Genomic DNA, 13597 nt, shown 5'->3' with positions numbered 1-13597 from the left:
TACCACCCCGGCGGAGGCCGGGGCCCAGTCGGGGAACGTTGCTGACGACCGCCAGCGCTTCGTTACTGCCACCTTTCCAACTGGGCCCCGGCCTTCGCCGGGGTGGTGGTTTTTTTGGGGGGCACCTTTGAGTTACGGGCCAATTGGATGCCCCACTCTACCCAATCAGTGCAGCACGAGCCCGCCCGTACGCACGACGCCGTCCTGCAACGCGTGGTCGTACAGCAATTCGGTCTCCAGCTTCACCTGGAGCGACAGCCGGTCTAGCATCGACTCCGCCTGCACGCCGAACGCGGCCCAGTCGTCGGGGGAAATCGTCGGCAGCCAGTGGCCGATGAACGCCTTCCAGTCCGAGCGGAGGATGTCGAGATCCTCCTCCATCATCGCGATCGTATCGGCCGAGCATCGCGCTTCCATCGCCACGACGGTGCGATCGATGACCTCGTCCTCGACGCCCAGATGATCGGCGACGGTCACCGCCAGCTCGATCAGCTTGCGCGACGCGATCGCGCTTTGCGTATTAGATTCTCGTGATAAATTAACGAGTTCCGAACATTGCCGGGCAATCTTCTCGTGATCTTCGATCAACCGAATCCAATTCGCACGGTCCTGATCGGATACTTCTCGCTCTGCGATCTTCGCGTTCATGACGTCGCTACTCCCCTGCGAATGCCAAACGGTAACACTGAATATACGCGTCAAATATTACCAAAGATGCAATAGCGTCAGGCGTTTGACCATAGCTATAGTATTTCCGGCAGTGCGGCCGTGTCGAAACGACCGTATCGCGTCCACCCTTTGACATGACGCCGCGGCGCGCCTATATCCGCTTTTCACCACAGCATCCGGGAAATGACATGCCGTCGCGCAGCGTGTCGATCGTATTGGATACCGAGGTTTCATACGCTGAGAGCCGCCGCACCTGATGCGCGCGGCCTTTTTGCGTGAACGTGCGTCCCGCTTGGGGGTTCCCAAGCACGAAATTACGACTGATCCGTCAGTTTTTATAGGGCGAAACAAAACCTATGGCTTCCAAGGCGATCGAACACGGCACTGCAAAGCGCCGTATCCGCAAGGTTTTCGGCAACATCCACGAAGTCGTGCAGATGCCGAACCTGATCGAAGTCCAGCGCGAGAGCTACGAGCAGTTCCTGCGCTCCGACAAGTCGATCGGCCACGTCTCGGGTCTCGAGAAGACGCTGCGCAGCGTGTTCCCGATCCAGGATTTCGCCGGCACCGCCTATCTCGATTTCGACGACTACGTCCTTGAGCCGCCGAAGTTCGACGTCGAGGAATGCCGCCAGCGCGGGATCACCTACGCCGCGCCGATGCGCGTCACGCTGCGTCTGACCGCGTTCGAGGTCGATCCCGATACCGAGGCCAAGTCGGTCATCGATATCAAGGAGCAGGACGTGTACATGGGCGACATGCCGCTCATGACCGAGAACGGCACGTTCTTCATCAACGGCACCGAGCGCGTCATCGTCAGCCAGATGCACCGTTCGCCGGGCGTCCTGTTCGATCACGATCGCGGGAAGACGCACGCATCGGGCAAGTACCTGTTCGCGGCGCGCGTGATTCCGTATCGCGGTTCGTGGCTCGATTTCGAGTTCGACGCGAAGGACATCGTCAACGTCCGCATCGATCGCAAGCGCAAGCTGCCCGTCACGGCGCTGCTCTACGCGCTCGGCATGACGTCGGAAGAGATCCTCAACTATTTCTACAACCGCGTGACGTTCGTTCGCGGTCAGGGTGGCTGGATCGTTCCGTTCCAGGTCGAGAACTGGCGTGGCCAGAAGCCGATGTTCGACATCGTCGATGCGAAGACCGGCGAAGTCGTGTTCCCGAACGGCCAGAAGATCAGCCCCCGCGCTGCCAACAAGGCGTTCAAGGATGGTCTCACCGACCTGCTGATCCCGACCGAGGAAATCTTCGGCCGCTATTCGGCGTACGATCTGATCGACGAGTCGACCGGCCGCATCTACATCGAAGCCGGTGACGAAGTGACCGCCGAGAACCTCGAACTGCTCGACCAGGCAGGCATCGAGCGTCTCGACCTGCTCGACATCGATCACGTCGCGACGGGTCCGTGGATCCGCAACACGCTCAAGGTCGACAAGGCCGAAGAGCGCGAGCAGGCGCTCAGCGACATCTACCGCGTGATGCGCCCCGGCGAGCCGCCGACGCTGGAGACCGCCGAGGCATTGTTCTCGGGTCTGTTCTTCGATCCGGATCGCTACGACCTGTCGGCCGTGGGCCGCGTGAAGCTCAACATGCGTCTCGACCTCGACGTCGAGGATACCGTGACGACGCTGCGCACCGAGGACATTCTCGAGGTCATCAAGACGCTCGTGAACCTCAAGGACGGCAAGGGCGAAATCGACGATATCGACAACCTCGGTAACCGTCGTGTCCGCTCGGTCGGCGAGCTGCTCGAGAACCAGTACCGCGTCGGCCTGCTCCGCATGGAGCGCGCCGTGAAGGAGCGCATGTCGTCGGTCGACGTCTCGACCGTCATGCCGAACGACCTGATCAACGCGAAGCCTGCGGTTGCCGCGGTCCGCGAATTCTTCGGCTCGTCGCAGCTGTCGCAGTTCATGGATCAGACCAACCCGCTGTCGGAAGTCACCCACAAGCGTCGCGTGTCGGCACTTGGACCAGGTGGTCTGACGCGTGAGCGCGCCGGCTTCGAAGTCCGCGACGTTCATCCGACGCACTACGGCCGCATCTGCCCGATCGAGACGCCGGAAGGCCCGAACATCGGTCTGATCAACTCGCTCGCCAGCTTCTCGCGGGTGAACAAGTACGGCTTCATCGAGACTCCGTACCGCAAGGTCGTGGATCACAAGGTCACCGACGACGTCGTGTACCTGTCGGCGATGGAAGAGGCCAAGCACACGATCGCGCAGGCCAACGCCGAGCTCGATTCGTCGAACGGCTTCGTCGAGGAGCTGGTGTCGTCGCGTCAGGCGGGCGAATTCCTGATGGCGCTGCCCGACAATATCACGTTGATGGACGTCAGCCCCAAGCAGCTCGTCTCGGTCGCCGCATCGCTCATTCCGTTCCTGGAAAACGATGACGCCAACCGCGCGCTGATGGGCTCGAACATGCAGCGTCAGGCCGTGCCGCTCGTCCAGGCCGAGGCGCCGTTCGTCGGCACCGGTATGGAAGAGACGGTTGCGCGTGACTCGGGCGCCGCGATCTCGGCAAAGCGTGCGGGCATCGTCGACCAGGTCGACGCGGCGCGTATCGTGATCCGCGCAACCGGCGAGATTGATGCCGGCAAGTCGGGCGTCGATATCTACACCCTAATGAAGTTCCAGCGTTCGAACCAGTCGACCTGCATCAACCAGCGTCCGCTGGTGAAGGTGGGCGATGCGGTTCGTGCCGGCGACGTGCTCGCCGACGGCCCGTCGACCGAGTTCGGCGAGCTGGCGCTGGGTCGCAACAGCCTCGTCGCGTTCATGCCGTGGAACGGCTACAACTACGAGGATTCGATCCTGATCTCCGAGCGGATCGTGAAGGACGACGTGTTCACGTCGATCCATATCGACGAGTTCGAGGTGATGGCTCGCGACACGAAGCTCGGGCCTGAGGACATCACGCGCGACATCCCGAACGTCGGCGAGGAAGCCCTGCGCAACCTCGACGAGGCGGGCATCGTCTACATCGGTGCAGAGGTCGAGCCGGGCGATATCCTCGCCGGCAAGATCACGCCGAAGGGTGAATCGCCGATGACGCCGGAGGAGAAGCTTCTCCGTGCGATCTTCGGCGAGAAGGCCAGCGACGTGCGCGATACGTCGCTTCGCCTGCCGCCGGGCGTGTCGGGTACGGTCGTCGACGTTCGCGTCTTCAACCGTCACGGCATCGACAAGGACGAGCGCGCGATGGCGATCGAGCGCGAGGAGATCGAGCGCCTGAAGAAGGATTCGGACGACGAGCGTTCGATCCTGAACCGTGCGACCTGGTCGCGTCTTCGCGAGATGCTGCTCGACCAGACCGCCACCTCGGCGCCGAAGGGCGTCAAGAAGGGCGTCGTGATCGACATGGATCTGCTCGACAGCGTCGACCGCCACGAGTGGTGGAAGTTCGCGGTCGCCGACGACAAGGTCCAGAGCGATCTGGAAGCGGTCAAGATCCAGTATGACGATGCGGCCAAGCTGATCACGGACAAGTTCCACGATCGTCGCGAGAAGCTGGAGCGTGGTGACGAGCTGTCGCCGGGCGTGCTGAAGATGGTCAAGGTGTTCGTCGCGGTGAAGCGCAAGCTGCAGCCGGGCGACAAGATGGCCGGCCGTCACGGCAACAAGGGCGTCATCAGCCGCATCCTGCCGGCGGAGGACATGCCGTTCCTCGCCGACGGTACGCCGGTCGATATCGTGCTCAACCCGCTGGGCGTGCCGTCGCGCATGAACGTCGGGCAGATCTTCGAGACGCATCTGGGCTGGGCCGCACGTGGCCTGGGCCAGTCGATCACCGCGGCTCTCGAGACGTGGCGCGAAGAGAATCCGGACGCCAAGCCGGGTGCGATGCCTGAGGCGGTCCGCGATCGTCTCAAGACGGTGTACGGCGAGCAGTATCACGCCGAGATCGACGCCCGCACGGGTGACGAGATCGTCGAGCTCGCCAAGAACCTGAAGGGTGGCGTGCCGATGGCGACGCCGGTGTTCGATGGTGCCCGCGAAGCCGATGTGTCGGCGATGCTGGCGCTGGCGGGCCTCGACACGTCGGGTCAGTCGGACCTGTTCGACGGCCGCACCGGCGATCAGTTCGATCGCAAGGTGACGGTGGGCTACATCTACATGCTGAAGCTCCACCATCTGGTCGACGACAAGATCCACGCACGGTCGATCGGGCCGTACTCGTTGGTCACGCAGCAGCCGCTGGGTGGTAAGGCGCAGTTCGGTGGGCAGCGCTTCGGCGAGATGGAGGTCTGGGCACTCCAGGCCTACGGCGCGGCGTACACCTTGCAGGAAATGCTGACGGTGAAGTCGGACGACGTGGTCGGACGCACCAAGGTCTACGAGGCGATCGTCAAGGGCGACGACACGTTCGAGGCTGGCATCCCGGAGAGCTTCAACGTGCTCGTCAAGGAAATGCGCTCGCTCGGCCTGAATGTGGACCTGAAGCAGTCGGAGCCCGGCTTCGACAGCGACGGCATCCAGATCGCGGCGGAGTAACGCGGTTGATTTAGCTCCCCTCCCGCGTGCGGGAGGGGTCGGGGGTGGGCTCCCGGCCGGTGATGGAGCGCCAAGATCGAACCGGGTGCCCACCCCTTCCCAAGCGAGAGCTTGGGCCCCTTCCCCTCCCGCTTGCGGGAGGGGAGTTGGAAGGATCAATATATGAACGAGATGACCCCCTTCGCCAATCCGGTCGCCAAGACCGAGACGTTCGACCAGATCCAGATCGGCATCGCGTCCCCGGACAAGATCCGTTCGTGGTCGTTCGGCGAGATCAAGAAGCCCGAGACCATCAACTACCGCACGTTCAAGCCCGAGCGTGACGGCCTGTTCTGCGCGCGCATCTTCGGTCCGATCAAGGATTACGAGTGCCTGTGCGGCAAGTACAAGCGCATGAAGTACAAGGGCATCGTCTGCGAGAAGTGCGGCGTCGAGGTTACCGTCTCGAAGGTTCGCCGCGAGCGGATGGGCCATATCGAGCTCGCCGCGCCGGTCGCGCACATCTGGTTCCTGAAGTCGCTGCCGTCGCGCATCGGCCTGCTGCTCGACATGCAGCTGAAGCAGCTTGAGCGCGTGCTGTACTTTGAGGCGTACATCGTGATCGAGCCGGGCCTGACCCCGCTCGAGAAGTACCAGCTGATGACCGAGGACGAGCTCCTCGACGCGCAGGACCAGTATGGCGAGGACGCGTTCTCGGCCGGTATCGGTGCCGAAGCGGTCCGCATCATGCTCGAATCGCTCGATCTCGTCGGTGAGCGTACCGCACTGCTCGAAGAGCTCGCGGTCACCAAGTCCGAGCTGAAGCCCAAGAAGATTATCAAGCGCCTGAAGGTCGTCGAGAGCTTCATCGATTCGGGCAACCGCCCCGAGTGGATGATCCTCGAGGTCGTTCCGGTCATCCCGCCCGAGCTGCGCCCGCTGGTGCCGCTGGACGGTGGTCGTTTCGCGACGTCGGATCTGAACGATCTGTATCGCCGCGTGATCAACCGCAACAACCGCCTGAAGCGCCTGATGGAGCTTCGTGCGCCGGACATCATCGTCCGCAACGAGAAGCGCATGCTCCAGGAGGCTGTCGACGCACTGTTCGACAATGGTCGCCGCGGTCGCACGATCACGGGCGCCAACAAGCGTCCGCTGAAGTCGCTGTCCGACATGCTCAAGGGCAAGCAGGGCCGCTTCCGCCAGAACCTGCTCGGCAAGCGCGTCGACTATTCGGGTCGTTCGGTCATCGTGACCGGGCCTGAGCTGAAGCTGCACCAGTGCGGCCTGCCGAAGAAGATGGCGCTCGAGCTGTTCAAGCCGTTCATCTACGCACGTCTCGATGCGAAGGGTCTGTCTATGACCCTGAAGCAGGCTAAGAAGTGGGTCGAGAAGGAGCGCAAGGAAGTCTGGGACATCCTGGACGAGGTGATCCGCGAGCATCCGGTCATGCTGAACCGTGCGCCGACGCTTCACCGTCTCGGCATCCAGGCGTTCGAGCCGGTATTGATCGAGGGCAAGGCGATCCAGCTTCACCCGCTGGTCTGCTCCGCGTTCAACGCCGATTTCGACGGCGATCAGATGGCCGTGCACGTCCCGCTGAGCCTCGAGGCCCAGCTCGAAGCGCGCGTCCTGATGATGTCGACGAACAACATCCTGTCGCCAGCTAACGGCAAGCCGATCATCGTTCCGTCGCAGGACATGGTCCTCGGTCTCTATTATCTGTCGATGATGAAGGAGAACGAGCCGGGCCAGGGGATGCTGCTCGGTGACATGGCCGAAGTGCACCAGGCGCTGAACGCTCAGGCGGTCACGCTGCACACCAAGGTCATCAGCCGCGTTCCGCAGACCGACGAGAAGGGCAAGCAGTACCTCAAGCGGTACGAGACGACCCCGGGCCGCATGCTGCTGGGCGAGTGCCTGCCGCATAGCCACAAGGTGCCGTTCGACACTGTCAACCGCCTCCTCACCAAGAAGGACGTGGGCGACGTGATCGACGAGGTCTATCGTCACACCGGCCAGAAGGAGACCGTGCTGTTCGCCGATGCGATCATGTCGCTCGGCTTCCGCCACGCGTTCCGCGCCGGCATCTCGTTCGGCAAGGACGACATGATCATTCCGGACGCCAAGGTTGGTCTCGTCGACGACACCAAGGCGCTCGTGAAGGACTTCGAGCAGCAGTATCAGGACGGCCTGATCACGCAGCAGGAGAAGTACAACAAGGTGATCGACGCCTGGAGCCGTTGCGGCGATCAGGTCGCGAACGCCATGATGGACGAGATCCGTGCGGTGAAGGTCGACGAGGAGACCGGTCGTGAAAAGCCGATCAACTCGATCTACATGATGGCCCATTCGGGTGCTCGTGGTTCGCAGGCGCAGATCAAGCAGCTTGCCGGTATGCGTGGCCTGATGGCCAAGCCGTCGGGCGAGATCATCGAGACGCCGATCATCTCGAACTTCAAGGAGGGCCTGACCGTCCTCGAATACTTCAACTCGACCCACGGCGCCCGCAAGGGTCTCGCGGATACGGCGTTGAAGACGGCGAACTCGGGTTACCTGACGCGTCGTCTGGTCGACGTGTCGCAGGATTGCGTCATCATCGAACCGGATTGCGGCACGACCCGCGCGCTGGAGATGAAGGCCATTCTTCAGGGTGGTTCGACCATCGCAAGCCTCGGCGAGCGCATCCTCGGTCGTACCACGGCCGAAGACATCGTCGATCCGAAGACCGGCAAGGTCGTCATCCCGTCGGGCACGCTGCTCGACGAGCCGATGATCACGACGATCGAAGGCCTCGGCACGCAGTCGTGCAAGATCCGCAGCCCGCTGGTCTGCGAGTCGAAGATCGGCGTCTGCGGCAAGTGCTACGGGCGCGATCTCGCCCGCGGTACGCCGGTCAACATTGGTGAAGCTGTCGGCGTCATCGCCGCGCAGTCGATCGGTGAGCCGGGCACGCAGCTGACGATGCGTACGTTCCACATCGGTGGTGCGGCGCAGCTCAACGAAACGTCGAACCTCGAGGCGCATGCCGACGGTACGGTGCAGTTCCGCGATCTGCGTATCATCGTCGACCAGCGTGGCCGTCGCGTGGTGCTCAGCCGCTCGGGTGAAATCGCGATTGTCGACATGGACGGCCGCGAGCTCTCGGTCGATCGTATCCCCTACGGTGCGTACGTGCTGTTCGACGATGGTCACATCGTGTCGCGCGGCGATCGGATGGCCGAGTGGGATCCGTTCACCATGCCGGTGATCACGGAGAACCCGGGCACGATCAAGTATGTCGACCTGATCGAGGGCAAGACGCTCACCGAGCAGACCGACGAAGCCACGGGCATCGCCCAGCGCGTCGTGATCGAATATCGTGCGGCGACCAAGTCGAAGGAGGATCTGCGTCCGCGCATGACCCTGCTCGACGAGACGTCGGGCGAGACCGGTCGTTACATGCTGGCGATCGGCGCTACGCTGTCGGTCGAGGATGGCGCACAGGTGTTCGGCGGCGACGTCGTGGCCCGTGTCAGCCGCGAGAGCGCCAAGACGCGCGACATCACCGGTGGTCTGCCGCGTGTTGCCGAGCTGTTCGAGGCGCGTATCCCCAAGGACTCGGCGATCATTGCCAAGATCTCCGGCCGTGTCGTGTTCGGCAAGGACTACAAGGCGAAGCGCAAGATCGGCATCCAGCCCGAGGATGGCGGCGACGTCGTCGAGTATCTGGTGCCGAAGTCGAAGGTCATCGACGTCCAGGAAGGCGATTACGTCAAGCGCGGCGATAACCTGATCGGCGGCTCGCCCGATCCGCACGACATCCTCGAGACGATGGGCATCGAACCCCTCGCCGAGTATCTCGTGTCGGAAATCCAGGAGGTCTATCGTCTCCAGGGCGTGAAGATCAACGACAAGCACATCGAGACGATCGTTCGTCAGATGCTGCAGAAGGTCGAAATCACCGACGGCGGCGACACCACGCTGCTGAAGGGCGAGCAGGTCGATCGCGAGGAAATGGACGCGACCAACGAGAAGCTCGAGAAGAAGCAGACCCGCGCACAGGGCAAGCCCATCCTGCTCGGTATCACCAAGGCGTCGCTGCAGACCCGCAGCTTCATCTCGGCGGCATCGTTCCAGGAAACTACGCGGGTGCTCACCGAAGCAGCCGTGCAGGGTAAGCAGGACATGCTGATGGGCCTGAAGGAGAACGTGATCGTCGGCCGGCTCATCCCGGCAGGCACCGGTGCAGGCCTCAACCGCCTGCGTGTCGTGGCCAACAGCCGCGACGCCGCGATGCGCGTCCAGCAGCGCAAGATGGCGGAGGTGTCGATCGTGGCACCGATGTCGGCTGCCGACGAGCATGCTGCCGAGTTGGCACGTTCGCCGCGCGATGCAGGCGGCACGGGTGAGGATCCGCTCGCAGCGGTCGTCACCTCGGGCACCGGCACCGACGCGGATGCCGGCGAGTATCTGAACGAGACCGAGTAATCGGTTTCGTCAGACGCCTCGGCGCTGACTAAGAAAAAGGCCGCCGTCCGGGATACCGGGCGGCGGCCTTTTTAGTGTTTGGGCGCGGTAGTCGGGGGTTCGGCGGCGATGCAGTCGGACTGGCCGTGACATTCACTGAACCCGGCGCACACCGACTTCGCGAGCGCGGGCAACTCTCCCGCGCTGCGCACGGCCTCGATCTCGGCCAAATTGCCACAGGTCGCCCCTGCAATCGTAGTGCCGCATCGATCGGCTTCGGCAACCGACATCGCTGCGCGTATCCGGGGGTCGGCGCCGGTCTCGTAGGTATCGAGCACGTCGCGGAGATCGGCGGGGGACAGCCATTCCAGATGCTTCGCTGGACACTGCCTGCCAATCTCGGCACGATAGGGGCGCCACGGATCGTCCGCCGCCGTACCGGCAAACGCGAGCAGCGTGCAGGCCGCCGCAGCCACGACGATCCGCACGACCTGGATAGCAAGCGCAGGAAGACTCGACGGCGTCATGCCGCACATCGTGCCGACCCGACCTTACGGCGCGCTGACGGCAATGTGGAAAACAACCGCTGTTCTGGGGGGACGCCGGCCCGTTGTACTGAGATCGCGAAGACCGTTCCGCGCTATTCGCCGACCATATGGCCTGATATCCCGGTGATGATCGGCGCGGAAACATCGCGAACACATCGCCGACCTAAGAAAGACCGATGAATTCAACGTCTGTTCAAGAGTCGGCCAAGCCCGTGCTGCTGGTGGTCGACGACGACCACATGATCCGGACGCTGTTGGCGCAGAGCCTCGGCATGCATGGGTTTCAGGTCGAGACGGCCACCAATGCGCACGAGATGGACGCCGTCCTGGCACGATGCCCGGTATCGCTGATCCTGCTCGACGTGATGATGCCCGGCGAAGATGGCGTGTCGGTCTGTCGCCGGCTCGCGCGGGTCGGCGCGCCGCCGATCGTGATGCTCAGCGCGCTCGGCGATGAACCCGATCGGATCCTCGGCCTCGAAATCGGCGCGAGCCACTATCTGTCCAAGCCGTGCAGCCCGAGGGAGATCCTGGCGACCGTCCGTGCCGCACTGCGCGCGCGCGAAATCCAGGATGCGGGTGAAAGCCGGTCGTTCGCATTCCTCGGCTGGCGAGTCGATTTCGCGGCACACGAACTGTTCGATCCGGAGGGTACGCTGATCGACCTGACCGACGGCGAGTTCGCGGTTCTGCGCGCGTTCGTCGAGCGGCCAAGACGCGTGCTGGCGCGCGATGCGCTGTTGGAAGCGGCGCGCGGACCCGACACCGACGCGTTCGATCGCGCGATCGACGTGCAGGTCAGCCGGTTGCGCCGCAAGCTTCGCTCGCGCGGCGACGAGATCATCCGCACGATCCGCAACGAGGGCTATTTCTTCGTACCGCGCGTGGCCCGGCAGTGACGCAACCCGCCACCATCTACACGCCGTCGAAACTCGGCAGGCTGCGTCCGTGGACGCTGTTCGTCCGGATTCTCGCCTTGCTGCTGACGACGGTGCTGCTGGTCCAGATCCTGAACTTCGCGATCGTGCTGTTGATGCCGCCGCCGATGCCCGTGATCTACACGACGGCGCGCGTTGCCGGCGTGGTCCGCTCGGGTAGCGACCCGGCAAAGTTGCTCACCATGAGGATCACGGGAGGCCCCCCTCGACCGTCCGACAGTTCGCGCGACGCACGCCTCGCCAAACTGATCGCCAACGACCTTGCACTGCCCGCAGAGCGCGTGACCGTCGAGACCGAACCCTCCGCGATGCCGATGCTGGCGGGAGCACTTCGTCCCCCGGTGCCGATGGGCATGGTCCGATCCCGTCATCACCTCTTCGAGAACGCCTTGTTCGGACCGTTCGTGGTGTCGATAGAGCGGCCGGACGGGCGGTGGCTCGTGATCCGGCCAACCAACGGCACGATCGGGCCCTGGCGCGCGCGCATCGTCCTGTGGTTCCTGGCGGCGATGGCGGTCGTCGCGCCGATCGCCCTGCTGCTGGCGCGTCGCGTCGCGACTCCGATCGGGCGGTTTGCCGCCGCCGCCGAACGGCTCGGCCGCGATCCGCGGGCCGCCCCCCTGCCCGTCACCGGTCCGCCCGAGATCGCCGAAGCCGCCAGCGCGTTCAACCTGATGCAGGAACGCCTCAACCGGTACGTCGAGGATCGCACCACGCTGATCGCCGCGGTCGCGCACGATCTGCGCACGCCGCTGATGCGGCTGTCGCTGCGGCTCGAAAAGGCGCCGGAAGATATTCGGATCGCAAGCGAAGGCGATATCCAGGAGATGAGCCAGCGGATCGGCTCGGCGATGGCGTTCGTCCGCGACATGACCCGCCATGTCCGCCGCCAGAAGCTCGACCTTCGATCGCTTGCCGAAAGCGTGACCGACGATTTTGCGGATCGCGGCGATCAGGTGGTGCTGCATCCTGGATCGCCCCTGATCATCGAAGGCGACACGCCGTCGCTGAAGGCCCTGCTCGCAAATCTGGTGGGCAATGCGGTCAATTATGCGGGACATGCCGAAGTCCTGCTCCACCGCACTGGCGGGATGGCCGTGCTCGAAGTGTTCGATTCCGGCAGCGGCATGGCGCCGGCCGACCTGGCACGCGCGTTCGAGCCGTTCTTTCGCGCCGAACACTCGCGCAACCGCGATACGGGCGGCAGCGGGCTGGGCCTCGCCAGCGTGCGTGCGGTCGCCCGCGGGCACGGCGGCGAGGCAACGATCGAAAACCGCGCCGACGGTGGCCTGCTGGTGCGGGTGACGTTGCCCGTATGACCTGAGCGATACATCGGTACCGGCGCGGTCCGACATATCGGGGCAATGTTTCGCGTGCCAGCTGGTGGTCACGGTATCGAGGAGGCGTCATGCGCACAGTAGTTCTTATCGGCCTGGCCGGCGCGCTGGCGGGGTGCGCTGCCGACCTGCCGAGACCTCGCGGATCGAGCGCGCACGGTGATGCCGCACATCGCCTCGCCGATGCGCGGTCAGACCACGGTCGCGGGCAATTGTTCGTCAGTCCGATGGGCGAACCGTTCAGGGCGTCGCAACACCCTGGCGCGGCGGAGGCGCTCTGGTTCGCGGGTGCCGACGCCGACGGCGATGGTCGTATCACCGAAGCGGAATTCCAGCGCGATGCGATGCGATTCTTCGCGGTGCTCGATCGCGGCAACGACGGCGAGATCGATCCCGAGGACATCGCCTATTACGAAAACGTCCTGGTTCCCGAGATTCGTGTCGCGTCGGGCGGCGGTGGGATTTCAGCCGGTGCGAGAGGCCCCGGGGGGCGTGGCGGACGCGGCTCCGGTGGTGGACGGAGGCAGGGCGGCGGCGGCGGCGGCGGCGGCGGCGGCGGCGGCGGCGGCGGCGGTCAGGGGATGCACATGGGCAGCGACGACGGCAAGAAGAGCGATGCCACCGTCCATGAACGGCTCGGTGCCGCGAAGTTCGGGTTCTTCGATTTCCCCGAACCGGTCATCGCGGCCGATCGCAACCTGAACCGCGGCGTCGATCGATCCGAATTCGCGATGGCCGCCGCGACCCGGTTCGCCGCGCTCGACCGCAATCGCGATGGTGCGCTGACCCGCGGCGAATTGCCGAAGGCCGGCGCCGAAACGTGGCGGAACGGGGCGGACCGCCCTTCCCCGCCGCCACCGTCCCCGGATCGCGATACGCCGTAATCGTGGCGACGGCGGCGGATCGGACGCCCCTTTTACCAATATCGCGACCGGGTCAGCCGAGCACGCCCGAGACGATCCAGCGGCGGCTGATCGCAGATTTGACGATCGCTGCGCCGCAGCGTCGACAGGCGGAGTGCTGCACCGGCTGATCGGCCAGATCGCGGTGGCGCGACCGCGGTGCGTGCAATCCCAGGGCGCAGTCGCTGGCGTGTGTCGATAGTCCGCGCATGCCGCCTCCGCCCCAAGATCGAGCATCGGTCATGGCGCGCGATGTTTTCCCGC

Annotated in this window: 8 protein-coding genes; 5 read left to right on the top strand and 3 right to left on the bottom strand. The window is 64.3% G+C overall.

Annotated features, from left to right (window positions below):
• Positions 1–165: 165 nt before the first annotated feature.
• Entirely contained in the window at positions 166–477 is a 312-nt protein-coding gene (locus C8J47_RS18805; protein WP_133030371.1) for a hypothetical protein, read from the bottom strand.
• Positions 478–1025: 548 nt separating this feature from the next.
• Here C8J47_RS18805 and rpoB point away from each other — a divergent pair.
• The gene (gene rpoB, locus C8J47_RS03335) at positions 1026–5180 is read left to right on the top strand and encodes a DNA-directed RNA polymerase subunit beta (RefSeq protein WP_056051380.1); all 4155 of its coding nucleotides are present in this window, start codon (positions 1026–1028) and stop codon (positions 5178–5180) included.
• 162 nt (positions 5181–5342) lie between these two features.
• Positions 5343–9629: a DNA-directed RNA polymerase subunit beta' gene (gene rpoC, locus C8J47_RS03330; RefSeq protein ID WP_056060318.1), complete on the top strand. Its 4287-nt coding sequence runs from the start codon at positions 5343–5345 to the stop codon at positions 9627–9629.
• Positions 9630–9700: 71 nt separating this feature from the next.
• Here the strand turns inward: rpoC and C8J47_RS03325 are convergent, their stop codons facing one another.
• Positions 9701–10135, bottom strand: a complete 435-nt coding sequence (locus C8J47_RS03325; protein WP_121884415.1) for a hypothetical protein — start codon at positions 10133–10135, stop codon at positions 9701–9703.
• A 197-nt stretch (positions 10136–10332) separates the two neighbouring features.
• Between C8J47_RS03325 and C8J47_RS03320 the strand changes: the two genes are divergently transcribed.
• The 3 genes from C8J47_RS03320 to C8J47_RS03310 all read left to right on the top strand — a co-directional run bounded on the left by C8J47_RS03320 (position 10333) and on the right by C8J47_RS03310 (position 13315).
• Positions 10333–11055, top strand: a complete 723-nt coding sequence (locus C8J47_RS03320) for a response regulator (protein ID WP_121884414.1) — start codon at positions 10333–10335, stop codon at positions 11053–11055.
• Complete coding sequence (locus C8J47_RS03315; protein WP_259467325.1) at positions 11052–12413, top strand: HAMP domain-containing sensor histidine kinase; 1362 nt, start codon at positions 11052–11054, stop codon at positions 12411–12413. Before C8J47_RS03320 ends, C8J47_RS03315 begins: the two co-directional genes overlap by 4 nt.
• Before the next feature lie 89 nt (positions 12414–12502).
• On the top strand, positions 12503–13315 hold the full coding sequence (locus C8J47_RS03310; protein WP_121884413.1) for an EF-hand domain-containing protein: 813 nt from the start codon (positions 12503–12505) through the stop codon (positions 13313–13315).
• Between the two features lie 52 nt (positions 13316–13367).
• Here C8J47_RS03310 and C8J47_RS19095 read toward each other — a convergent pair whose 3' ends face one another.
• Positions 13368–13544, bottom strand: a complete 177-nt coding sequence (locus C8J47_RS19095) for a hypothetical protein (protein ID WP_183129000.1) — start codon at positions 13542–13544, stop codon at positions 13368–13370.
• Positions 13545–13597 lie beyond the last annotated feature (53 nt).

It is taken from the genome of Sphingomonas sp. PP-F2F-G114-C0414 (assembly GCF_003688595.1).
In the GTDB taxonomy this organism is placed as follows: Bacteria; Pseudomonadota; Alphaproteobacteria; order Sphingomonadales; family Sphingomonadaceae; genus Sphingomonas.
The sequence above is the reverse complement of the archived record's forward strand: the minus strand, read 5'-3'. Positions and strand labels throughout refer to the sequence as shown.